The organism is Rhizobium sp. S163, from assembly GCF_030380805.1.
Taxonomy (GTDB): domain Bacteria; phylum Pseudomonadota; class Alphaproteobacteria; order Rhizobiales; family Rhizobiaceae; genus Rhizobium.
In genome coordinates, this window is record NZ_JAUDSA010000038.1 from 457,139 (window position 1) to 478,970 (window position 21,832).

The 21,832-nt window shown below is 62.3% G+C and carries 21 protein-coding genes; 9 read left to right on the top strand and 12 right to left on the bottom strand.

The features are described 5' to 3' along the window. Nucleotides 1-53 precede the first annotated feature (53 nt). Nucleotides 54-785 (bottom strand): response regulator transcription factor, encoded by a 732-nt coding sequence (locus QTL96_RS31120; RefSeq protein ID WP_196809369.1) that lies wholly within the window; start codon nt 783-785, stop codon nt 54-56. 341 nt (nt 786-1,126) lie between these two features. Between QTL96_RS31120 and QTL96_RS31125 the strand changes: the two genes are divergently transcribed. The 3 genes from QTL96_RS31125 (at nt 1,127) to QTL96_RS31135 (ending at nt 3,908) form a co-directional block, all read left to right on the top strand. Further along, nucleotides 1,127-2,737 carry a phosphoenolpyruvate carboxykinase gene (locus tag QTL96_RS31125; RefSeq protein ID WP_112980329.1) on the top strand — a complete coding sequence of 537 codons (1,611 nt, stop codon included), beginning with the start codon at nt 1,127-1,129 and terminating at the stop codon, nt 2,735-2,737. 109 nt (nt 2,738-2,846) lie between these two features. Next, complete coding sequence (gene arfB / locus QTL96_RS31130) at nt 2,847-3,281, top strand: alternative ribosome rescue aminoacyl-tRNA hydrolase ArfB (protein WP_111562753.1); 435 nt, start codon at nt 2,847-2,849, stop codon at nt 3,279-3,281. A 15-nt stretch (nt 3,282-3,296) separates the two neighbouring features. Beyond that, complete coding sequence (locus tag QTL96_RS31135; RefSeq protein ID WP_289730432.1) at nt 3,297-3,908, top strand: alpha-ketoglutarate-dependent dioxygenase AlkB; 612 nt, start codon at nt 3,297-3,299, stop codon at nt 3,906-3,908. On the opposite strand, the gene coaA is transcribed toward QTL96_RS31135, so the two are convergent. Genes coaA through hisB form a run of 7 tightly spaced genes read right to left on the bottom strand, consistent with a single transcriptional unit; the run spans nt 3,905 to nt 8,556 of the window. Further along, nucleotides 3,905-4,900 (bottom strand): type I pantothenate kinase, encoded by a 996-nt coding sequence (gene coaA / locus QTL96_RS31140; protein WP_112533133.1) that lies wholly within the window; start codon nt 4,898-4,900, stop codon nt 3,905-3,907. The two genes, QTL96_RS31135 and coaA, sit on opposite strands and share 4 nt — an antisense overlap. Then, nucleotides 4,900-5,220, bottom strand: coding sequence for a phosphoribosyl-ATP diphosphatase (locus tag QTL96_RS31145; RefSeq protein ID WP_289730433.1), 321 nt, complete (start codon nt 5,218-5,220; stop codon nt 4,900-4,902). The genes coaA and QTL96_RS31145 overlap by 1 nt, the downstream gene beginning before the upstream one ends. A gap of 16 nt (nt 5,221-5,236) precedes the next feature. Then, nucleotides 5,237-6,019 carry an imidazole glycerol phosphate synthase subunit HisF gene (gene hisF, locus QTL96_RS31150; protein WP_289730434.1) on the bottom strand — a complete coding sequence of 261 codons (783 nt, stop codon included), beginning with the start codon at nt 6,017-6,019 and terminating at the stop codon, nt 5,237-5,239. Further along, on the bottom strand, nt 6,016-6,765 hold the full coding sequence (gene hisA / locus QTL96_RS31155; RefSeq protein WP_289730435.1) for a 1-(5-phosphoribosyl)-5-[(5-phosphoribosylamino)methylideneamino]imidazole-4-carboxamide isomerase: 750 nt from the start codon (nt 6,763-6,765) through the stop codon (nt 6,016-6,018). Before hisA ends, hisF begins: the two co-directional genes overlap by 4 nt. A gap of 26 nt (nt 6,766-6,791) precedes the next feature. Beyond that, nucleotides 6,792-7,442 carry an imidazole glycerol phosphate synthase subunit HisH gene (hisH, locus tag QTL96_RS31160; protein ID WP_289730436.1) on the bottom strand — a complete coding sequence of 217 codons (651 nt, stop codon included), beginning with the start codon at nt 7,440-7,442 and terminating at the stop codon, nt 6,792-6,794. Continuing rightward, nucleotides 7,442-7,924: a DUF2628 domain-containing protein gene (locus QTL96_RS31165; RefSeq protein ID WP_289730437.1), complete on the bottom strand. Its 483-nt coding sequence runs from the start codon at nt 7,922-7,924 to the stop codon at nt 7,442-7,444. The genes hisH and QTL96_RS31165 overlap by 1 nt, the downstream gene beginning before the upstream one ends. A gap of 23 nt (nt 7,925-7,947) precedes the next feature. Beyond that, complete coding sequence (gene hisB, locus QTL96_RS31170) at nt 7,948-8,556, bottom strand: imidazoleglycerol-phosphate dehydratase HisB (protein WP_018901161.1); 609 nt, start codon at nt 8,554-8,556, stop codon at nt 7,948-7,950. 177 nt (nt 8,557-8,733) lie between these two features. Here hisB and hslV point away from each other — a divergent pair, with 177 nt between their 5' ends. From hslV to QTL96_RS31195, 5 genes are all read left to right on the top strand, one after another. Further along, nucleotides 8,734-9,258: an ATP-dependent protease subunit HslV gene (hslV, locus tag QTL96_RS31175; RefSeq protein ID WP_018901162.1), complete on the top strand. Its 525-nt coding sequence runs from the start codon at nt 8,734-8,736 to the stop codon at nt 9,256-9,258. A gap of 75 nt (nt 9,259-9,333) precedes the next feature. Continuing rightward, a complete protein-coding gene (hslU, locus tag QTL96_RS31180) occupies nt 9,334-10,644 on the top strand; it encodes an ATP-dependent protease ATPase subunit HslU (protein WP_047509255.1) in 1,311 nt (436 codons plus the stop codon). A 218-nt stretch (nt 10,645-10,862) separates the two neighbouring features. Then, nucleotides 10,863-11,810 carry a DUF1402 family protein gene (locus QTL96_RS31185; protein WP_289730438.1) on the top strand — a complete coding sequence of 316 codons (948 nt, stop codon included), beginning with the start codon at nt 10,863-10,865 and terminating at the stop codon, nt 11,808-11,810. 51 nt (nt 11,811-11,861) lie between these two features. Continuing rightward, nucleotides 11,862-13,265, top strand: a complete 1,404-nt coding sequence (locus QTL96_RS31190; RefSeq protein ID WP_289730439.1) for a cytochrome P450 — start codon at nt 11,862-11,864, stop codon at nt 13,263-13,265. 98 nt (nt 13,266-13,363) lie between these two features. Beyond that, nucleotides 13,364-15,535, top strand: a complete 2,172-nt coding sequence (locus QTL96_RS31195; protein WP_289730440.1) for a malate synthase G — start codon at nt 13,364-13,366, stop codon at nt 15,533-15,535. 78 nt (nt 15,536-15,613) lie between these two features. On the opposite strand, the gene QTL96_RS31200 is transcribed toward QTL96_RS31195, so the two are convergent. Further along, entirely contained in the window at nt 15,614-16,303 is a 690-nt protein-coding gene (locus QTL96_RS31200; RefSeq protein ID WP_018901167.1) for a L,D-transpeptidase, read from the bottom strand. A gap of 181 nt (nt 16,304-16,484) precedes the next feature. Between QTL96_RS31200 and QTL96_RS31205 the strand changes: the two genes are divergently transcribed. Next, nucleotides 16,485-16,979: an MmcB family DNA repair protein gene (locus QTL96_RS31205; protein ID WP_289730441.1), complete on the top strand. Its 495-nt coding sequence runs from the start codon at nt 16,485-16,487 to the stop codon at nt 16,977-16,979. 8 nt (nt 16,980-16,987) lie between these two features. Here the strand turns inward: QTL96_RS31205 and QTL96_RS31210 are convergent, their stop codons facing one another. The 3 genes from QTL96_RS31210 to hrpB form a co-directional block, all read right to left on the bottom strand. Next, entirely contained in the window at nt 16,988-17,563 is a 576-nt protein-coding gene (locus tag QTL96_RS31210) for an ActR/PrrA/RegA family redox response regulator transcription factor (RefSeq protein ID WP_289730442.1), read from the bottom strand. A gap of 68 nt (nt 17,564-17,631) precedes the next feature. Next, nucleotides 17,632-18,942 carry an ActS/PrrB/RegB family redox-sensitive histidine kinase gene (locus QTL96_RS31215; protein ID WP_289730461.1) on the bottom strand — a complete coding sequence of 437 codons (1,311 nt, stop codon included), beginning with the start codon at nt 18,940-18,942 and terminating at the stop codon, nt 17,632-17,634. 27 nt (nt 18,943-18,969) lie between these two features. After that, nucleotides 18,970-21,435, bottom strand: a complete 2,466-nt coding sequence (hrpB, locus tag QTL96_RS31220; RefSeq protein ID WP_289730443.1) for an ATP-dependent helicase HrpB — start codon at nt 21,433-21,435, stop codon at nt 18,970-18,972. Nucleotides 21,436-21,832: the final 397 nt, after the last annotated feature.

A 21,832-nucleotide genomic window follows, 5' to 3' on the forward strand; every position in this document is an offset into this window, starting at 1 on the left:
CCGCGTCCGCGGCGCCGGCTCTCATATATTCTTATCCGCCGCGCCCTTAGGCGTCAGGCTGCTTCGCGGAAGCGGTATCCCACTCCGTAGAGCGTTTCAATCATATCAAAGTCGTTGTCGACCATCTTGAATTTCTTGCGCAGCCGCTTGATGTGGCTGTCGATGGTGCGGTCGTCGACATAGACCTGCTCGTCATAGGCCGCATCCATCAGCGCGTCACGGCTTTTGACGACGCCGGGGCGCTGCGCCAGCGAGTGCAGGATCAGGAATTCGGTAACGGTCAGCGTCACCGGCTCGCTCTTCCAGGTGCAGGTGTGGCGCTCCTGGTCCATGACAAGCTGGCCGCGCTCGAGCGAGCGCGCGAGCTGTGCGGCACCGGGCTTGGGTGCTGCACCCGTGGCGGCAGCCGCTGCGGCTTCGCGGCCGGCGGCGCGGCGCAGGACGGCGCGAACGCGCTCGACCAGCAGTCGCTGCGAGAACGGCTTGGTGATGAAGTCGTCGGCGCCCATCTTCAGGCCGAAGAGTTCGTCGATCTCTTCATCCTTGGAGGTGAGGAAAATCACCGGCATGTCGGATTTCTGGCGCAGACGGCGCAGCAGTTCCATTCCGTCCATGCGCGGCATCTTGATATCGAAGATCGCCAGATGCGGCGGGCGGGCGAGAAGACCGTCAAGGGCCGAGGCGCCATCCGTATAGGTCTCGACCTTGTATCCTTCGGCCTCAAGCGCGATCGACACCGAGGTCAGGATGTTACGGTCGTCATCAACGAGCGCGATTGTCGGCATTGTATTCGTCTCCGTCATCTAATGCGCGTCTCCAGGTTTTTTGAAGGTCCCCAGGCGGCCATATGAACCGGATGCGCTTATGGGGATAAAGGTGGAACAAATTGTGGCAAAGATAAAGGGTGGGGCGATCGGTAATTTTTGAAGACAACCGAAAGTCGTGCGGTGAAATCGACTACGCCAAGTCAGTTCAAACGATTTAAAATAAACGCCAGAAATTTAAATCGATTAAATAACTGATATCATTAAATAATATCGATTTATACCACTTGCGTTTTAAAAATCCTGTCCGTAGGTTCGCGCTCAGTTCTTAACGGCGTGAGCCCCAAGGGAAGGAAATGACCATGGAGCAGTTCGGTACACACAACCCAGCGATAGAGCTGGCGACGGCAGGTTTTGCAGGCGCGAAGAGCGTTCGCTATAACTTCACCGCCGCCTCCCTCTATGAAGAGTCGATTCGCCGGGGAGAAGCCGAACTCACCGCTCACGGCGCCTTGCGGGCATTGACCGGCCAGCACACCGGCCGCTCACCCAAGGACAAGTTCGTCGTTCGCGACGCGAATACCGATGGCCAGATCTGGTGGGACAACAACAAGCCCATGTCGCCGGAGCATTTCGCGCTGTTGAAGCAGGACATGCTGGCGCACGCCGCCGGCAAGGAGCTCTTCGTGCAGGACCTGATCGGCGGTGCCGATGAGGCGAATGCGCTGCCGACCCGCGTGGTCACCGAGCTTGCCTGGCACTCGCTGTTCATCCGCAACCTGCTGATCCGGCCGGAACGTTCCACGCTGGAGAGCTTCGCGCCGAAGCTGACGATCATCGATCTGCCGACTTTCAAGGCCGATCCGGAGCGCTACGGCTGCCGCACCGAAACCGTCATCGCTTGCGACCTGACCAACGGCGAAATCCTGATCGCCGGCACCTTCTATGCCGGCGAAATGAAGAAGTCGGTCTTCACCGCGCTGAACTATTTGCTGCCCGCCAAGGGCGTCATGCCCATGCACTGCTCGGCCAATGTCGGCCCGGATGGCGATGCCGCGGTCTTCTTCGGCCTGTCGGGCACCGGAAAGACGACGCTTTCGGCCGATCCAGCCCGTACGCTGATCGGCGACGACGAGCACGGCTGGGGCGAGGACGGCATCTTCAATTTCGAAGGCGGCTGCTACGCCAAGACCATCCGCCTCTCGGCCGAAGCCGAGCCGGAGATCTACGCGACGACGCAGCGCTTCGGCACCGTGCTCGAAAACGTCGTGCTCGATGAAAACCGCATTCCTGACTTCAACGACGGTTCGCTCACGGAAAACACCCGTTGCGCCTATCCGCTCGATTTCATCCCGAACGCCTCGGAAACCGGCCGCGCCGGCCATCCGAAGACGATCATCATGCTGACGGCCGATGCCTTCGGCGTCATGCCGCCGATCGCCAAGCTCACGCCGGATCAGGCCATGTACCACTTCCTGTCCGGCTACACCGCCAAGGTGGCCGGCACGGAGCGCGGCGTGACCGAGCCGGAAGCGACCTTCTCGACCTGCTTCGGCGCCCCCTTCATGCCCCGGCACCCGTCGGAATACGGCAATCTGCTGAAGGAGCTGATCGGCCGCCACGGCGTCGAATGCTGGCTCGTCAACACCGGCTGGACCGGCGGCGCATATGGCACCGGCAAGCGCATGCCGATCAAGGCGACACGCGCGCTGCTCGCAGCCGCGCTTTCGGGCGAACTCAGCAAGGCCGATTTCCGCGCCGATCCGAACTTCGGCTTCGCCGTTCCGGTCGCGGTCGAAGGTGTCGAAAGCGGCATTCTCGATCCGCGCTCGACCTGGGCCGACGCTGCCGCTTATGACGCGCAGGCGAACAAGCTGGTGACCATGTTCATCGACAATTTCGCCAAGTTCGAAGGCCATGTCGACGGCGGAGTGCGCGATGCGGCCCCGGGTTTTCGGGTGGCCGCTGAGTAAATCAGCGACAACTGATTGATGATTCACGTGAAACCCGGCCCGGAACGGCCGGGTTTTGCGCGTTTTGAAGCGCCTTTCCAAGCGGGAGGCGATGTGAGATAGACATCACATGGCCAGCGACCCGCTCTATATCAACGACAGGATCACCATCGCGGGATGGGAACTGACGGAACAGTTCGTTCTGGCGGGTGGTCCCGGCGGGCAGAACGTCAACAAGGTCTCGACATCAGTCCAGCTCTTCTTCAACATCCAGAATTCGCCGGCGCTGAACGAGCGCGTAAAGATCAACGCCGTGAAACTGGCGGGTCGTCGCATGTCCAAGGAAGGCGTGCTGATGATCGAGGCGAGCCGCTTCCGCAGCCAGGAACGCAACCGCGAGGATGCGCGCGAGCGGTTGAAGGAGCTGATCCTCGAGGCCGCCAAGCCACCGCCGCCGCCGCGCAAGAAGACCAAGCCGACCAAGGGCTCCGTGGAACGCCGACTGAAGGCCAAGTCCGGCCGCTCCGACGTCAAGAAGATGCGCAGCCGCCCGAGCGGCGAATAGTCAGGGGAGGGCACGATGCTGCAGCTGCCGAACGGCATTCGCCACAGCCCGGATTATCTGAGCCGTCCCCGCCAGGAAGCGCTGGTCGATATCATCCGCAGCATCGTCGCGCAGGCGCCGCTCTACACGCCTGTCATGCCCGGAACCGGCAAACCCATGTCGGTGCGCATGACCAATTGCGGTTCGCTCGGCTGGGTCACCGACAAGGAGCGCGGCTACCGCTACCAGCCGACCCATCCGGCCACGGGAAAACCATGGCCCGAAATCCCGGCCGAGTTGCTCGATATCTGGAATGATGTGTCCGGCTACGACAAGCCGCCCGAGGCCTGTCTCGTGAACTTCTACTCAGACGACGCCAAGATGGGCCTGCATCAGGACAAGGACGAGCAGGATCTGTCAGCGCCCGTCGTGTCAATCTCTCTCGGCAACACCTGCCTGTTTCGCGTCGGCGGCCTCGAGCGCACGGACAAGACCATGTCCTTCAAGCTCTCAAGCGGCGATGTCGTCATTCTCGGCGGGCAGGGGCGCCTGTGTTTCCACGGCGTCGACCGCATTTACCCGGCAACATCCACGCTTTTGAAAAATGGCGGCCGCATCAACCTCACGCTTCGGCGTGTAACGCCTTAAAGCTTGCGGAGCGCCACCTGCTCGATCAGATGGTTCTGCCCCTTGCGCAGGATGAGATCCGCACGCGGACGCGTGGGCAGGATGTTTTCGCGCAGGTTCTTCAGGTTGATGTTCTGCCAGAGCCCCTCGGCGATCGACAGCGCTTCCTCCTCGCTGATCGAGGCGTAGCGGTGGAAGAACGAGTTCGGATCGCGGAACGCGGTCTCGCGCAGTCCCATGAAACGGGTCACGTACCAGTCGTGAATCCGGCTTTCATCCGCGTCGATATAGATCGAGAAGTCGAAGAAATCCGAGACCATCGGCACGATCTTGCCGCCCGCCGGCAGGTCGCGCGATTGCAGCACGTTGATCCCTTCGAAGATCAGGATATCAGGGCGGTCGATGATCTTGTATTCGTTGGGCAGCACGTCATAGACGAGGTGCGAGTAGGACGGCGCCTTGACGTCGGGCTGCCCGGCCTTGATCGCCGCCAGAAACCGCAGGATCGCGCCCGTGTCGTAGCTCTCCGGGAAACCCTTGCGCTGCATCAGGTTTTCCCGCTGCAGCACGGCGTTGGGATAGAGAAAGCCGTCGGTGGTCACCAGATCCACCTTCGGGCTCGATGGCCAGCGACGCAGCAACTCCTTCAGGATACGCGCGGTTGTCGATTTACCGACGGCCACCGAGCCGGCGATCCCGATCACGAACGGCGTCTTCGCCACGTTGGACAGGCTGAGGAACCGGTTGCGCTGCTTGAACAGGAGCAGCGACGATTCCACATGCGCCGAAAGCAGGCGCGATACAGAGAGATAGATACGCCGAACTTCGTCGAGGTCGATCGGATCGCCCATCGAGCGCAGCCGCTTGACCTCGTCCGAGGTCAGCGTCATCGGCGTATCCGCCCTGAACTTCGCCCATTCCTCGGAAGAAAAGAAGTGATAGGGCGAATAGGCATTCGCCTGGAAATGATCGTGCGCCTCGGGCGCACCGGTGATCTGTCTTGCGATACCCATCAGCTTTGCCGACTGGCCTTCTCCCTGAGGCCGGATTGAGCGGTACGGCGCTCAAGTTCCGCCATGACATCTTTTAGCGGAATACCGGCGATCTTCAATACGACCAAGAGATGATAGAGCACGTCGGCCGCCTCATAGGTGAGGTTTTCGCGGTCGTCGGTGATGGCAGCCATCACGGTTTCGATCGCTTCCTCGCCAAGCTTCTTCGCCGCCTTGGGCTGGCCGGCCGCAACGAGCTTCGCCGTCCAGGATTCGTCGGGCGAGGCCTTCGACCGCGCATTGACGATCTTCTCGAGGTCGCTGAGTGTGAATTCGCTCATCATATCGCTTTCAGTCTTAGTCGAGACGCATGTCGATGCCGCAGGAAGACATATAGCGCTTCGCTTCGCCGACGGAATAGGTGCCGAAGTGGAAGATCGAGGCGGCGAGAACCGCCGTCGCATGGCCTTCCTTGACGCCGGCCACAAGATCGTCGAGATCGCCAACACCGCCGGACGCAATGACCGGAACGCGCACCGCGTCAGCGATCGCCCGCGTCAGCGCCAGATCGTAGCCGGCTTTCGTTCCGTCTCGGTCCATTGAGGTCACCAGCAATTCGCCGGCCCCGCGCTCGACCATCCGGCGCGCGAAATCCACCGCATCGATGCCCGTCGCGTTGCGGCCGCCATGGGTGTAGATCTCCCAGGCGCTGGCGTCTCCGCCGGCAGGCGTCTGCCGGCGCTTGGCGTCGATCGAGACGACGATGCACTGGTCGCCGAACTTGTCGGCCGCTTCCGCCACGAAATCGGGATTGCTGACAGCCGCCGAATTGATCGAGACCTTGTCGGCGCCGCAGAGCAGCAGCTTGCGGATGTCGGCGATTGTGCGAACGCCGCCGCCGACGGTAACAGGCATGAAGCACTGGTCGGCCGTGCGCGACACCACGTCGAAGATCGTTTCGCGGTTGTCGGAGGAGGCGGTGATGTCGAGGAAGCAGAGCTCGTCGGCGCCGGCCGCATCATAGGCCTTGGCGGCCTCGACGGGATCGCCGGCATCGACGAGGTTGAGGAAGTTGACGCCCTTGACGACACGGCCGTCCTTGACGTCGAGGCAGGGAATGACGCGAGCCTTCAGGGTCATTGCGCGGTCTCCTTCGCGCGCGACGCTTTAATGAGCGCCAGCGCTTCCGTGGGATCGATACGGCCATCATAGAGCGCGCGGCCGGAAATCGCGCCTTCCAGCTTGGCGGCATCCGGCTTCAGCATCCGCTTGATGTCGTCGATCGAGGCCAGTCCGCCCGATGCGATGACGGGGATCGATACGGCGTCGGCCAGTTCCAGCGTCGAATCCCAGTTGATGCCGGTCAGGATGCCGTCGCGGTCGATATCGGTGTAGATGATCGCCGCCACACCGGCGCCCTCGAACTTTTCGGCGAGCTCGATGATGCCGAGCTCGGACGCTTCCGCCCAACCCTCGACAGCCACCTTGCCGCCCTTGGCGTCGATGCCGACGGCCACATGTCCAGGGAATTTGCGGCAGGCCTCGATGACAAGCGCCGGATCGCGCACGGCAACGGTGCCCAGGATCACCCGCGAAAGCCCGCGAGACAGCCAGCTTTCGATGTGGTCGAGCGTGCGGATGCCGCCGCCCAGCTGTACCGGGTTCTTCGTGGCCTTCAGGATCGCATCGACAGCAGCACCATTGACGCTTTCGCCGGCGAATGCGCCGTTGAGGTCGACCACGTGCAACCATTCGAAACCCTGGTCCTCGAAGGCTTTGGCCTGCGCGCCGGGGTCGGGATTGTAGACGGTGGCCTGCTCCATATCGCCCAGCTTGAGGCGAACGCACTGGCCGTCCTTGAGGTCGATGGCGGGAAATAGGATCATTCTGTCAGTCCTTCAAAGGCGCGAGCTCAGGGCTTCCAGCGCAGGAAATTGGCAATCAGGGCGAGGCCGAGCTTCTGGCTCTTCTCGGGATGGAACTGTGCGCCGGCCATGTTGTCGCGCCCGACAAAGGCCGTCAGCGGTCCGCCATAACCTGTCGTAGCAATCACATCCTCGGGGTTCTGCGCGGCAAGATGATAGGAATGCACGAAATAGGCATGCAGCCCGTCGGTGCCGGTCGCAATACCCTCGAACAGCGGGTGAGGGCGCTTCAGGTCCAGCGTATTCCAGCCGATCTGCGGTATCTTCAGATTGGGATCATCAGGTGTCATTTCAACGACGTCGCCGGGGATCCAGCCGAGGCCTTCGGTCGTGGTCTTCTCCAGCCCGCGCGAGGACATCAGCTGCATGCCGACGCAGATGCCGAGGAAAGGCCGCGCCTTCTTCTCGACCACGTCGATCAGCGCCTCGGTCATCCCCGGCACGGCGTCCAGTCCACGGCGGCAATCGGCATAGGCGCCGACACCCGGCAGCACGACGCGATCGGCAGCGGCAACGACCTCGGCCTTGTCGGTGAGGTCGATCACTGCGTTAACGCCGGCCTCGCGAGCGGCCCGCTCAAAGGCCTTCGTCGCCGAACGCAGATTGCCGGAACCGTAGTCGATAATTGCGACGCGCATCAGCGTCCTCCATCAAAGCCAAAGAGACCGAGGGATGTTGCGGTGCCGCGCTCCGTGCGGCTCCCGCCATCCCACTGCGGCGACGGCATACGCGTGTCGTCACGGAGATCGGTCTGAAATTCAGAAAAGTAGATTTCCTCGGCGACATCGAGCCGATCGGCCGAAATCAACGCCTCGTCCTGCCAGCCCTTGGAGGCAAGGTTGCGAACGCGCAGATTCTGCCCCTCCAACCCGACGAGCAGGCTGGTGCCGAAGGTCACGGCAAAGCCGACCAGCCACATTCCCGGTTGATCCATCAAAGCGCCGCCGATGCTCTGCAAGAGAAAGGCGGCGACGGCGTAAAGCCAGAGCCGGTGGACGGCGAGCCAGATCCAGGGAAACAGAAAGCCGAGAACGGTAAAGCCGTCGCGAATGAACCGCGTCTTCTCGTGCTTGATATCGGTGCCGCCGGGGGCGGTCAGAACCAGATAGCTGGAAGTCATGTCGTCAAGCTCCCTGAAGGGGCTTAGACGAGCGTGCCCTTCGTCGAGGGAACACGGCCCGCCTGCCTAGGATCGATCTCTGTCGCGGTGCGCAGCGCGCGGGCGACGGCCTTGAAGCATGTCTCGGCAATATGGTGGTTGTTGGCACCATAATGGTTCAGGATATGCAAGGTGATCCCGGCGTTCTGGGCGAGTGCCTGGAAGAATTCGCGGACAAGTTCGGTGTCGAACGTGCCGATCTTCGGCGCGCTGAACGACACGTTCCAGACGAGAAAGGGGCGACCGGAGAGATCGACGGCGGCCTTCGTCATCGTCTCGTCCATGGCAAGGTCGATCGAGGCGTAGCGGGTGATGCCGCGACGGTCGCCGAGCGCCTTGGCGATGGCCTGGCCGATGGCGATGCCCGTGTCTTCCACCGCATGATGGTCGTCGACGTGCAGATCGCCCTTGGTTTCGATCTCCATGTCGATCAGCGAATGTCGCGACAGTTGGTCGAGCATATGGTCGAAGAAGCCGACGCCGGTCGAAATCGTCGATTTCCCGGTGCCGTCGAGATTGACGGAAACGGAAACCGAGGTCTCGTTGGTCTTGCGGGATACGGATCCCGTACGGCTTGCTGCGGTCTCGGCCATATGGCGCTCCCTCCGGAAATACGCGGGTTCCTTATCAGGCGTGCCAGGAAATATCCAGAAGCGCGAGTAGAGAAATCGACGCCGATTGCAATCGCGATTTGCCAACTTACATAGGGCTCAACAGGGCCGATGTGCGGCCCGAGGTAAGGGCCCGCCTGACGGGCTAGGGTATATTCGATGACAACCATTATTACAGTTCGAAAGGGCGGCAAGGTCATCATGGCGGGCGACGGACAGGTCAGCCTCGGCCAGACCGTCATGAAGGGCAATGCCCGCAAGGTGCGCCGCATCGGCAAGGGCGACGTCATTGCCGGTTTCGCCGGTGCCACCGCCGATGCCTTCACGCTGTTGGAGCGGCTTGAAAAGAAGCTCGAGCAGTATCCCGGCCAGCTGATGCGCGCCGCAGTCGAGCTCGCCAAGGATTGGCGCACCGACAAGTATCTGCGCAACCTCGAAGCGATGATGCTGGTCGCCGACAAGTCGGTGACGCTGGCGATCACCGGCAATGGCGACGTGCTCGAACCTGAACATGGCGCCATCGCCATCGGCTCCGGCGGCAACTACGCCTTCGCTGCCGCCCGCGCCCTGATGGACAGCGACAAGTCGGCGGAAGAAGTGGCCCGCCGGGCGCTCGATATCGCCGCCGATATCTGCGTCTACACCAACCACAATCTCGTGGTCGAAACGCTCGACGCTGAGTAACGGCAATCGTTCACAATGGGTCCTGTGGGCCGGGCCGAGAACGGCCGGCCGGAGCAGGAAAGCCAAGAGGATATCATGACCAATTTTTCTCCCCGGGAAATCGTCTCCGAGCTGGACCGCCACATCATCGGCCAGCATGACGCCAAGCGCGCCGTTGCCATCGCGCTGCGCAACCGCTGGCGCCGTCAGCAGCTCGATGAGAGCCTGCGCGACGAAGTGATGCCCAAGAACATCCTGATGATCGGCCCGACCGGCGTCGGCAAGACGGAAATCTCCCGCCGCCTCGCCAAGCTCGCCGGCGCCCCCTTCATCAAGGTCGAAGCCACCAAGTTCACCGAAGTCGGCTATGTTGGCCGCGACGTCGAGCAGATCGTCCGCGATCTGGTCGAGGTCGGTATCGGCCTTGCGCGCGAAAAGAAGCGCGCCGAGGTCGAGGCCAAGGCTCATATGAGCGCCGAGGAACGTGTGCTTGACGCGCTCGTCGGATCGACCGCCTCGCCGGCCACGCGCGACAGTTTCCGCAAGAAGCTGCGCGCCGGTGAGCTCGACGACAAGGAAATCGATATCGAAGTGGCCGATACCAGCACCGGCATGGGCGGTTTCGACATCCCCGGCATGCCCGGCGGCGGCAATATCGGCATGATCAACCTGTCGGAAATGTTCGGCAAGGCCATGGGCGGCCGCACCAAGAAGGTGCGCACCACCGTCAAGGCCTCCTACACCGACCTGATCCGCGACGAATCCGACAAGCTGATCGACAATGAAGTCATCCAGCGCGAGGCAGTGCGCTCCGTCGAAAACGACGGCATTGTCTTCCTTGACGAGATCGACAAGATCGCTGCCCGCGATGGCGGCATGGGGGCGGGCGTCTCTCGCGAAGGCGTGCAGCGCGACCTGCTGCCGCTGGTCGAAGGCACGACCGTGTCGACCAAGTACGGGCCGGTGAAGACCGACCACGTCTTGTTCATCGCATCGGGCGCCTTCCACGTGTCCAAGCCCTCGGACCTGCTGCCGGAATTGCAGGGTCGCCTGCCGATCCGCGTCGAGCTGCGTCCGCTGACCAAGGAAGACTTCCGTCGCATCCTGACGGAAACCGAAGCCAGCCTGATCCGCCAGTACAAGGCGCTGATGGAAACCGAAGGCCTGACGCTCGAATTCACCGATGACGGCATCGATGCGCTGGCCGATGTGGCCGTTCACCTGAACGCCTCGGTCGAAAACATCGGCGCCCGCCGCTTGCAGACGGTGATGGAGCGCGTGCTGGACGAAATCTCCTTCAACGCCCCGGATCGCGGCGGCACCGCTGTGACCATCGACGCCGAATATGTGCGCAAGCATGTCGGCGATCTTGCCCAGAACACCGACCTCTCGCGCTTCATTCTGTGATGCGCAAACATCGGTCTCAGGCTTTACTGCCATGATGCCGCAACTTTGACCGACTGAACTCTCGACAACGGGCCTTTTACTTTTTAGTGAAAGGCCCGTTTTGTTGTTGGCGCCAGCATTATTCGGCCAAGATTTTGGTACAGTCAGCGCGCCAGCCAAGCTGGAAATGCCGACCGATACCGGAAATGCCTCTATTGGAAATGATGGGAAAGCTGATCGTGCGACGCCTTCTGACGAGCCTTGTAATTGCCGCCACGGTTTTGACCGCCGCGCCCGCTTTTTCCATGCAGCTCGTGCCGCCAGGCAATCGCAACGTCGAGCAGCCGAACGTCCCCGGCGCATCGGTCCGCCGCACCAAGGGCACCAAGACCACCTTCGATCGCAAGTACGACAAGGTCCACGAGCTCCTGGCGACGGATCACGAGCTGATGGGCAAGATCAAGAAGGTCTCGGCCGCCTATGGTATCGACCCGATCCACGTGATCGGCGCCATCGTCGGCGAGCACACCTATAATGTCGACGCCTACGACCGCCTGCAGTCCTATTACGTCAAGGCCGCGTCCTATGCCGGCCAGAGCTTCCGCTTCGCCTATGACGGCGAGGATGTGGACGATTTCGTCAAGCGCCCGCAGTTCTCTGAATGTAACGGCAAGAGCGATTCCTACACGCTGTGGAGCTGCCGCGAGGATGTCTGGGAAAGCGATTTTCGCGGCAAGACGGTCGGCGGCAAGAGCTTCCCGAACAATCGCTTCAGCGCCGTCTTCTTCCAGCCCTTCTATGCCGGCCAGACCTTCGGCCTCGGCCAGATCAATCCGCTGACCGCCCTGATGCTTTCCGACCTCGTCAGCCGCGTTTCCGGTATCAACAAGCTCAACGAAAAGGATGCCGGCAGCGTCTACAAGGCGATTATGGACCCGGATATCTCGCTGGCCTTCGTGGCCGCCGCCGTGCGCCGCTCGATCGACGATTACAAGCAGATCGCCGGCATGGATATCTCGAAGAACCCGGGCCTGACGGCAACGCTCTACAATCTCGGCAATTCCCGCCAGCGCGCCGCGGCCCTTGCCGCCAAGAACCGCGCGTCGGGCGAAACGGTCTGGCCGGAAGAAAACTATTACGGATGGTTGATCAACGACAAGCTGGACGAGCTGGAGCGCCTGCTCTAACTCTAGTCCTGCCGGGGAGGGCCATAATCTTCCGCGAAAGGCTTGCAGCACATGGACATGCGTCCAGATCCGTTCGTTCCGCCAGCGCCCGTTCCGCGCACCGTGCCGCCGAGCCGGCTTGAGATCATCCGCACCATCCTGCGTAATCCGCTGGAGCTGTGGGGCGAGCCGTCCTACACGCTGCCCTTCATCAAGACGAAGTTCTTCCGCGAACGCACGATCATCGTCAACGATCCCGGCCTGATCAAGCATGTGCTTGTCGATAACGCCGCCAATTACCGCATGTCGGATATCCGCCAGCTGATCCTGCGGCCCATCCTGCGCGATGGCCTGCTGACGGCGGAAGGCGAGGTCTGGAAGCGCTCACGCAAGGCCGTCGCCCCGGTCTTCACACCGCGCCACGCCAATGGCTTCGCCGGCCAGATGCTGCGCCAGTCGGAAGAATACATCAGTAAGTACGAAGAAGCGGGCAGCGACGGAAAGACTTTCGAGATCGCCAGCGATATGGCCGAACTCACCTTCGCAATCCTCGCCGATACCTTGTTTTCGGGCGAGATCGTCACCTCCTCCGACAGCTTCGCCGACGACGTCAACGCGCTCCTGCATCGCATGGGCCGCGTCGATCCGATGGACCTGTTGCGCGCGCCCTCTTGGGTGCCCCGCGTCACCCGTATCGGCGGCCAGAAGGTGCTGGAGAAATTCCGCACCATCGTCCGCGAAACCATGGATGCCCGCCTTGGCCGCATGGAAGCAGACCGCGACACGACGCCGGAAGATTTCCTGACACTGTTGCTCGACCAGGCAAAGTCGGGCGGGCTCACCAATGCCGAGATCGAGGACAACATCCTGACCTTCATCGGCGCCGGCCACGAAACCACGGCCCGTGCTCTCGCCTGGACGCTCTATTGCGTCGCCAACACGCCGCATATTCGCGACGCGATGGAGGAAGAGATCGACCGTGTGCTTGCCACCGGTGCCGAGCCGGTGAAATGGCTCGATCTCATGCCCTATACTCGCGCCGCCTTCGAGGAAGCGCTGCGCCTATATCCGCCGGCGCCGTCGATCAACCGCGCCGCGATGTCGGATGATCGCTGGACCAACGCCAAAGGCGAGACCGTCGAGATCGAGGCCGGCGTCACCGTGCTCATCATGCCCTGGACGCTGCACCGCCACGAACTCTATTGGGACAAGCCCCGCGCCTACATACCGGAGCGCTTCCTGCCCGAAAACCGCGCCAAGATCAGCCGCTTCCAGTTCCTCCCCTTCGGCGCAGGCCCGCGCGTCTGCATCGGCGCCACCTTTGCGCTGCAGGAGGCGGTGATCGCGCTCGCTGTCATGATGCACCGATTCCGCTTCGACATGACCGATGAGACCAATCCCTGGCCGGTGCAGAAGCTGACCACCCAACCGCAGAACGGCCTGCCGATGCGCGTCACGCCGAGAGTTCTTGCCTGAAAAGGCATAAATCTTTCAAACTATTGCCTGATTGACTATGAATGAAAGCCGGTCAAAGTGGCAGCATGCGAAAAACGCGCCGCCCGAGGAGATAGTCTATGAGCCGCATCGAAAAACACGGTCTTGCGATTGAAGCCGTCCTTCATGATTTCCTGGCCAAGGAGGCGCTTCCCGGTCTTGGGCTCGATGCGGACAAGTTCTTTGCCGACTTCTCGGCCATTGTCCACGATCTGGCGCCGAAAAACCGCGAACTGCTCGCCAAGCGCGACGCCCTGCAGCTGCGCATCGACGATTGGTATCGCCAGCACGGCGCCCCCACCGATATGGACGCCTACCAGGCCTTCCTGCGCGAGATCGGCTATCTCCTTCCCGAGGGCTCCGATTTCCAGGTCAGCACGACGAATGTCGATCCGGAGATCGCCTCCATCGCCGGCCCGCAGCTGGTCGTTCCGGTCATGAATGCCCGCTACGCGCTGAACGCCGCCAACGCCCGCTGGGGCTCGCTCTATGACGCACTCTACGGCACCGACGCGATTTCCGAGGCTGACGGCGCGGAGAAGGGTAAGGGCTACAATCCGAAGCGCGGCGAAAAAGTCATCGCCTGGGTCCGCGATTTCCTCGACAACGCCGTTCCGCTTGTCGATTGGAGCTGGAAGGACGTCGCCGGTCTCGTCATCAAGGACGGCGCGCTGGCTATCACGTCCACTGACGGCGAACATGTTGCGCTGAAGGATGCCTCGCATTTCGCCGGCTACCGAGGCGATGCAGCGGCCCCCACCAACATCCTCTTGAAGAACAACGGCATCCATATCGACATCGTCATCGATGCGTCGACTGCGATCGGCAAGAGCGACGCCGCCCACATCTCCGATGTTTGGCTCGAATCCGCCATCACCACGATCATGGACTGCGAGGATTCCATCGCCGCCGTTGACGCCGAGGACAAGACCGAGGTCTATCGCAACTGGCTCGGCCTGATGAAGGGCGATCTGCAGGAAGAGGTCGTAAAGGGCGGCAAGAGCTTCATCCGCAAGCTCAATCCCGATCTCGATTACACCGGCCCGGATGGCGCCACCTTCGAGGTCCATCGCCGCTCGCTGATGCTGATCCGCAATGTCGGTCACCTCATGACGAATCCGGCTATCCTTGATCGCGATGGCAACGAGGTGCCCGAAGGCATCATGGACGCGATGATCACCGCCGCGATCGCGCTCTACGATATCGGCCCCAACGGCCGCCGCAAGAATTCGCGCACCGGCTCCATGTATGTCGTCAAGCCGAAGATGCACGGCCCCGAGGAAGTCGCCTTCGCTGTCGAGATCTTCGGCCGCGTCGAGGATGCGCTCGGCATGGCGAAAAACACCATGAAAATGGGCATTATGGACGAGGAGCGCCGCACCACCGTCAACCTCAAGGAATGCATCCGCGCCGCCCGCGAGCGCGTCGTCTTCATCAACACTGGCTTCCTCGACCGCACCGGCGACGAGATGCACACCTCGATGGAAGCCGGCCCGATGATCCGCAAGGGCGACATGAAGCAGGCCGCATGGATCGCGGCTTACGAAAACTGGAACGTCGATATCGGTCTCGAATGCGGCCTTTCCGGCCACGCCCAGATCGGCAAGGGCATGTGGGCCATGCCGGATCTGATGGCCGCCATGCTGGAGCAGAAGATCGCCCATCCGAAGGCCGGCGCCAACACCGCCTGGGTCCCGTCGCCGACGGCCGCGACCCTGCACGCCACGCATTATCACCGCGTCAACGTCGCCAATGTCCAGCGCGGCCTGAAGGATCGCCCGCGCGCCAAGTTGAGCGATATTCTCTCCGTGCCCGTCGCCGTTCGTCCCAACTGGACGCCGGAGGAAATCCAGCGCGAACTCGACAACAACGCGCAGGGGATCCTGGGCTACGTCGTGCGCTGGGTCGATCAGGGCGTCGGCTGCTCGAAGGTCCCGGACATCAACAATGTCGGCCTGATGGAAGACCGCGCGACGCTGCGCATCTCGGCGCAGCACATGGCGAACTGGCTGCACCACAAGGTCGTCACAGAAGATCAGATCGTCGAAACGATGAAGCGCATGGCCGCCGTCGTCGATGGCCAGAATGCCGGCGACGCGGCCTATCATTCGATGGCCGCTGATTTCAACTGCTCGATCGCCTTCCAGGCCGCTCTCGAACTGGTCCTGAAGGGCAGGGCGCAGCCGAACGGCTATACCGAACCGGTCCTGCACCGCCGCCGCCTGGAGCTGAAGGCCGCGCAAGCGGCCTGATCCCCACCAGCAAAATACAAAAAGGCCGCCGGAGCGAATGTCCCGGCGGCCTTTTTTATACCGAATTTCAGGTCCAGCTTACTGGATGACGATGACCTTGGAGGTCGTCTTGCCCGGACGGACGCGGCTGTAGAGGTCGATGACATCCTGGTTGATCAGACGAATGCAGCCCGACGAAGCGGCGGTGCCGATCGAAGCCCATTCCGGCGTGCCGTGCAGGCGGAACAGCGTGTCCTTGCCTTCTTCGTTGAAGAGGTACATGGCGCGCGCGCCGAGCGGGTTGGAAAGGCCAGGACCCATGCCGTCTTCGACGTACTTGGCGATCTCGGGGCGGCGAACGGCCATTTCCTTCGGGGGATGCCAGTTCGGCCATTCCTGCTTCCAGGCGACGTATGCGGTGCCGGCCCATGCAAAGCCCTGCTTGCCGACGCCGATGCCGTAGCGCATCGCCTTGCCGCCGGGCATGATGTAGTAGAGGAAGCGCTCGCGGGTGTTGACGATGATCGTACCCGGACGTTCCGTGGTTTCGTAGGAGACAACCTGCCTGTGGAACTGCGGCTTGACCTTCTGGATCGGGATCGCCGGCAGCGAATATCCGGCATCCGTGGTGACGCCGTAAGCGTCGTCAAAGATCTGCGCGGTCTGGACTGTCGGACCCGGCATGGCAGCCTTGTTTTCGACAGAGGCGCTCTCGGAAGTCGTGGAGCAACCGGCCAGAGCGAGCGTCGCCATCAGGCCGAATACAGGAAGTGCATTGCGGATGCGCATGGATGTCTCTTAAGAATGGGGCAAGGGAGGATCGTTCTTTCGAACCATCTTAGATTATGGTTTATTTTCGATTAACTTCGCCTTGGCAAGCTGTTGCAATGCGGCGGAGCAATTACGCAATGGCAAACTAGAACCGCATGGTTTTTTTGCAACAACGCGGGCGCCGGACCCCAACTTATCCATGACGATTTTGAGTGTTTACAATAACAATCCGTTAATCGATGGCCGGCAATCGGACAGGGCCATGCTCGTGCGTCGCGGGACGCAAATTCTACTTCACGAGATGCGTCACGCCGTGCTGCCGGAACTGCCGCTCGCAAGCGGCCGGCGGGCCGATCTGATCACCGTCTCCGACAAGGGCGAGATCTGGATCATCGAGATCAAGACGTCGATCGAGGACTTCAAGGTGGATCGCAAATGGCCGGAATACCGCCTGCATTGCGATCGGCTGTTCTTCGCGACTCACCAGGATGTGCCGCTCGATATCTTCCCCGAGGATTGCGGCTTGTTTCTCTCGGATGGATATGGCGCCCACATGATCCGCGAGGCGCCCGAACATAAGCTGGCGCCCGCCACCCGCAAATCCGTCACGCTGAACTTTTCGCGCGCGGCCGCACAGCGCCTGCTGATGGCCGAATGGGCCACCGGCAAGCCGCTCGGCGTCAACGATATCTAAGCTTGAACTTACTTCGGCGCCCGCTTGGCGAGAATGCGCTGCAATGTGCGGCGGTGCATGTTGAGCCGGCGCGCCGTCTCCGAAACGTTGCGTTCGCAGATCTCGTAGACACGCTGGATATGTTCCCAGCGCACCCGATCGGCCGACATCGGGTTCTCAGGCAGCTCGACCTTCTCGCCGCTGCGCTGCGTCAGTGCCGCATAGACATCGTCGGCATCCGCCGGCTTGGCAAGATAGTCGACGGCGCCGAGCTTCACCGCGGTCACCGCCGTTGCGATATTGCCGTAACCGGTGAGGACGACGATACGGGTATCTTCGCGCTTCTGGCGGATCGCCTCGATTATTTCGAGGCCATTACCATCGCCGAGCCGCAGGTCGAGCACCGCGTATTTCGGCGGATTGGCGTGGGACTTGGCCACACCCTCCGCCACCGATTCCGCTGTCTCGACCTGAAAGCCGCGCGTCTCCATGGCGCGCGCCAACCGGCGCAGGAACGGTCCGTCGTCATCGACAATCAGCAGGCTCGCATCGGGGCCGATATGGTCGTCGCTGGCGGGGGAGGGGTTGGTAATCTGCTCGCTCATCTATTCAATCCTGGCGCTGTCAGCCCGATATAGGCCTATTGCATTGCGTTTTCTTTAGCCCCATCGGCTCATTTTGTCGAATGCGTATCGATCAGCACGCGCGGCCATTCGACGCGAACGCGTGCGCCGACATAATCAGGACCGCGATTTTCGAAGGTCAGCACCGCGCCCGAACGCTCCAAAAGCGTCTTGGCGATGAACAGCCCGAGCCCCAGCCCGCCCGCGCGGTCCTCCTTCTGCCGCTTGGTCACATAGGGCTCGCCGATCCTGAGCAGGATGTCGGGCGAATAGCCTTCACCGTCATCCTCGATGGTGATGCGCACTTTCTCCTGGTCGTGCTCCACCGTGACAGTCACCTCCTGGCGGGCATAATCGACGGCATTCTCGACCAGATTGCCAAGCCCGTACATCATCCCGGCATTGCGCTCCGTCACCGGCTCGCCCTTGCGCGGCGCTTTCTCGACAAGGTTGAGCTTGATACCGAATTCTCGATGCGCTGCGACGATCTCCTCCATCATCGAGGAGAGCGGCAGCCGCCTCAGATGCGCATCGCCCTCGGCCGAGAGCGTCGTCAGCCGGCGCAGAATATCGCGGCACCGCTCGCTCTGGCTGCGCAGCAGCTGCACATCCTCGCGGAAACGATCGTCATCTTTCAGTTCGCGCTCCATCTCCTTGGCAACGACGCTGATGGTGGCGAGCGGCGTTCCCAATTCGTGTGCGGCGGCTGCAGCCAGGCCATCAAGCTGCGACAGATGCTTCTCACGCTGCAGCACCAGCTCCGTCGCTGCCAGCGCCTCGGCCAGCTGCCGCCCTTCCATGGAGACCCGATAGGCATAAAAGGCGGCAAACGTCATGGTCGACGCGATCGCGCACCACACCCCGAACTGCATGAAGCTCGGAATGTCGATCTCTGCCCCGTCGAACCAAGGAAGCGGGAAGGGCGTGAACGGCAGTATGGTGATGCAGGCCAACGCCACCACGATCAGCGGCATGCTGTAGCGGATCGGCTGCGACGCGAAGGCGATGATAACAGGGACGCAGACCAGCACCGCGAATGGATTGACCAGCCCGCCGGTGATGAAGAGCAGCGCGCAGAGCTGCAACAGATCGAAGCCGAGCAGCGCCAGCGCCGCCACGGGGTCGATCCGGTGCGTCGCCGGATAACGGATCATCAGATAGAAGTTGACGATCGCCAGCGCCGTGATGAGCGCGATGCACGCCTGCACCGGCAGCGGAAATTGCAGCCAGAGAGCAACGATCAGCACCGTGGCGGTCTGCCCGCAGACCGCAAGCCAGCGCAGACGCACAAGCGTCTCCAGCCTCAGCCGACGGCTGCTCTGCCTATCTTCCTCGGGCATGCTTTCGACCTTGTCGGCCATCTCTTTATTCTTGATCGGCATTGCGGCTCATGTTCCTCGTGGTTTTGCCCGGGTCGTCGGTAGTGCCTCTTCCGGCCGCTCCGGCCATGGATGCCGGGGATAGCGCCCACGCATGTCGGCGCGCACATCCTTCCAGCTCCCGGCCCAGAACCCCGGAAGATCGCGTGTCGTCTGGATCGGTCGATGCGCCGGCGATGTCAGCTCGAGCAGCAGCGAAAGCCGTCCGCCCGCAATTGTCGGATGCGTCTTCAGCCCGAACAGTTCCTGCACCCGGATGGTCAGTGTCGGCTCTTCCCCGTCATACTGTATCGGATGCCGCTGCCCGGTTGGCGCCTCGAAATGCGTCGGCGCCAGCCGCGAAAGGTCGCGTTGCAGCTCGTGCGGCACCAGCGCCATCAATCCGTTCGAAAGCCCGCCTGCCGAAATGTCGGAAAGCCCGCGCGCATCCGCCTGATAGGGAATGAACCAGTCGTCCATGCGGGAAAGCAGCGCCGCCTCGCTCATGTCGGGCCATGGCGCGCCGATGCTTCTATAAAGAAAGCCGATTCGATCGCGCAGCTGCATCGCTTCCTTGGAAAACGGCAGCTGCTCCAGCCCGATCTCCTTGATCCCTTCGGCAAGCGCCCGCGTGACGGCCTCGCCGGATGGCCGGGGCAGCGGCGTCTCGTCGAAAACGATGGCGCCGAGCCGCGTCGCCCGCCGTGCTCGCACCTGTTTGCTGTGCCGGTCGAAGAAGGTCTGGTCGTCGGTGCGGATCGCGCCCGGCAGCTCCGCCTCGATATCCCCCCGCGTCACCTCGGCCGCCGCAAGAATCCGCGCCTGCGCCGCCCGACCCGTCAGGTCGGCGATCACAAGCATCGGGCTGCTCGCCAGCCGTTCGGTCTCGGCAATCTCTGCGCCTCGTCCATTGGCCATCACGAAGCGACCACGCCCGCCGCGCTGCAGCGCGATCCGATCCGGAAAGGCATGAATAAGCAACCGGCCGGCAAGTCCCGGCTCGTCCGCCACCATCTGATCGCGCCCCTTCGCCAGCCGTCCCGCCAGCTGCCGCGCCGCCTCGGCCCGCTCGCCGCGCTCGGATTTGAACCGGCGCAACCGGTCCTCGAGATCGATGCTCGTCCTACCCAATCCCTGTTCCGTCAGAAGCACGGCCATCATCGCCGCCTCCCTGGCGTGGCCGGTTTCGCCCGAGGAGAGCACCATCGCCGCCAGCCGCGGGGGCAGCGCCATGTCGCGCATCTCCCGCCCGCGCGCCGTCAGTCCGCCATCCCGGTCGAGTGCGCCGAGTTCGCGCAGCAGCGCGCGCGCCTCCGCAAGCGTCGTCTCCGGCGGCTGGTCCATGAAGCCGAGCGCCCGCGTATCCTGAACGCCCCAATGGGCGAGGTCGAGCACGAGGCCGGAAAGATCGGTCGAGAGGATCTGCGGCGGCGTGAAGGCGGGCATCGCCGCCGTCTGGCCCTGGTGCCAGAGCCGGATGGCAATCCCCGGTTCGGTTCGCCCGGCGCGTCCGGCCCGCTGGTCGGCAGAGGCTCGTGACACCCTGACGGTCTCCAGCCGAGTGATCCCTGTCGATGCCTCGAACACCGGCAGGCGCTGCAATCCGCTGTCGATCACGATCCGGACGCCATCGATGGTAATCGAGGTCTCGGCGATCGAGGTCGCCAGCACGATCTTGCGCGTGCCCACCGCCGCCGGTCGGATCGCCGCGTCCTGTTCCTTCTGGCTGAGATTGCCGTAAAGCGGCGCGATCACCGTTGTCGCGTCGAACCTCTCCCGCAGCCGCTCGGCCGTTCTGGTGATCTCGGCCTGTCCGGGCAGAAAGGCCAGGATCGATCCGCTCTCCGTTTTATGCGCGTCGACAATGGCGCGCGTCATCGTATCCTCGACCCGCTCGCCGCCCGGCCGATCCTGATAGCGAATATCGATCGGGAAGCTGCGCCCCATGCTCTCGATCAAAGGCGGGTTGTCGAGTAGCGACACCACGCCGGCCACATCGAGCGTCGCCGACATGACCAGGATCCTGAGATCCTCGCGCAGCGCCGATTGCACGTCGAGCGCCAGCGCCAGACCGAAGTCGGCGTCGAGCGATCGTTCGTGAAATTCGTCGAAGATCACAGCAGAAACGCCGGAGAGCTCGGGATCGTCGAGGATCATCCGCGCGAACACGCCCTCGGTCACCACCTCGATCCGCGTTCGCGCCGAAATCCTGGTATCGAGCCGCATGCGATAGCCGACCGTCTCGCCGACACTCTCATTGAGCAGTGCCGCCATCCGCCCGGCGGCCGCGCGCGCCGCAAGCCGTCGCGGCTCGAGCAGAATGATCCTGCCATCGCCGCGCCATGCTTCATTGAGAAGATGAAGCGGCACCAGCGTCGTCTTTCCCGCCCCCGGCGGCGCCGAGAGCACGGCGCGCCGCGCGGTGGTTAGTGCCGCGCCGATCTCGGGCAGAACATGGGAGACCGGGAGCTCCGGCAGGGCACGCAGGTCGATCACGCCTCGTCTGTCCTCTTTGCTTATATATATATATGGCTGGGCGGAACGCCCCGCATCTCTCTATAAAGCGCACTCTATAAAGGGCGAGGGCGGTTCGGCAAACCGGTGATGACGCCGATTGCGCCGGTTCGATGCGGCGTGAAGGACGAATATTGCCTGTTTTGGGCTGTTCCGGCGCGATCAGCCTCGAAAAACGCCGGCGCCGTCTTAAAGCCAATCTGGCTGCTATCCGCCAAGCGTGAAATTCCCCCAACAGAATCAGTGTGTTATAAAACTGTCAAAAAACTTTGCGTGTGGTTGTTGACTTGTTTGGGTTAGGGGCCTTATAAGCCGCTTCACAGAACGAGGGCGGCGGCGCTGCTGGCGACGGTGACTTTCGCTCTGGATTTCTTATGAA

What these genes read in the sequence shown, in the direction of transcription:
- QTL96_RS31120 (WP_196809369.1), bottom strand. Translation starts at nt 785, where the DNA reads ATGCCGACAATCGCGCTCGTTGATGACGACCGTAACATCCTGACCTCG.
- QTL96_RS31125 (WP_112980329.1), top strand. Translation starts at nt 1,127, where the DNA reads ATGGAGCAGTTCGGTACACACAACCCAGCGATAGAGCTGGCGACGGCA.
- arfB (WP_111562753.1), top strand. Translation starts at nt 2,847, where the DNA reads ATGGCCAGCGACCCGCTCTATATCAACGACAGGATCACCATCGCGGGA.
- QTL96_RS31135 (WP_289730432.1), top strand. Translation starts at nt 3,297, where the DNA reads ATGCTGCAGCTGCCGAACGGCATTCGCCACAGCCCGGATTATCTGAGC.
- coaA (WP_112533133.1), bottom strand. Translation starts at nt 4,900, where the DNA reads ATGGGTATCGCAAGACAGATCACCGGTGCGCCCGAGGCGCACGATCAT.
- QTL96_RS31145 (WP_289730433.1), bottom strand. Translation starts at nt 5,220, where the DNA reads ATGAGCGAATTCACACTCAGCGACCTCGAGAAGATCGTCAATGCGCGG.
- hisF (WP_289730434.1), bottom strand. Translation starts at nt 6,019, where the DNA reads ATGACCCTGAAGGCTCGCGTCATTCCCTGCCTCGACGTCAAGGACGGC.
- hisA (WP_289730435.1), bottom strand. Translation starts at nt 6,765, where the DNA reads ATGATCCTATTTCCCGCCATCGACCTCAAGGACGGCCAGTGCGTTCGC.
- hisH (WP_289730436.1), bottom strand. Translation starts at nt 7,442, where the DNA reads ATGCGCGTCGCAATTATCGACTACGGTTCCGGCAATCTGCGTTCGGCG.
- QTL96_RS31165 (WP_289730437.1), bottom strand. Translation starts at nt 7,924, where the DNA reads ATGACTTCCAGCTATCTGGTTCTGACCGCCCCCGGCGGCACCGATATC.
- hisB (WP_018901161.1), bottom strand. Translation starts at nt 8,556, where the DNA reads ATGGCCGAGACCGCAGCAAGCCGTACGGGATCCGTATCCCGCAAGACC.
- hslV (WP_018901162.1), top strand. Translation starts at nt 8,734, where the DNA reads ATGACAACCATTATTACAGTTCGAAAGGGCGGCAAGGTCATCATGGCG.
- hslU (WP_047509255.1), top strand. Translation starts at nt 9,334, where the DNA reads ATGACCAATTTTTCTCCCCGGGAAATCGTCTCCGAGCTGGACCGCCAC.
- QTL96_RS31190 (WP_289730439.1), top strand. Translation starts at nt 11,862, where the DNA reads ATGGACATGCGTCCAGATCCGTTCGTTCCGCCAGCGCCCGTTCCGCGC.
- QTL96_RS31195 (WP_289730440.1), top strand. Translation starts at nt 13,364, where the DNA reads ATGAGCCGCATCGAAAAACACGGTCTTGCGATTGAAGCCGTCCTTCAT.
- QTL96_RS31200 (WP_018901167.1), bottom strand. Translation starts at nt 16,303, where the DNA reads ATGCGCATCCGCAATGCACTTCCTGTATTCGGCCTGATGGCGACGCTC.
- QTL96_RS31205 (WP_289730441.1), top strand. Translation starts at nt 16,485, where the DNA reads ATGACGATTTTGAGTGTTTACAATAACAATCCGTTAATCGATGGCCGG.
- QTL96_RS31210 (WP_289730442.1), bottom strand. Translation starts at nt 17,563, where the DNA reads ATGAGCGAGCAGATTACCAACCCCTCCCCCGCCAGCGACGACCATATC.
- QTL96_RS31215 (WP_289730461.1), bottom strand. Translation starts at nt 18,942, where the DNA reads ATGGCCGACAAGGTCGAAAGCATGCCCGAGGAAGATAGGCAGAGCAGC.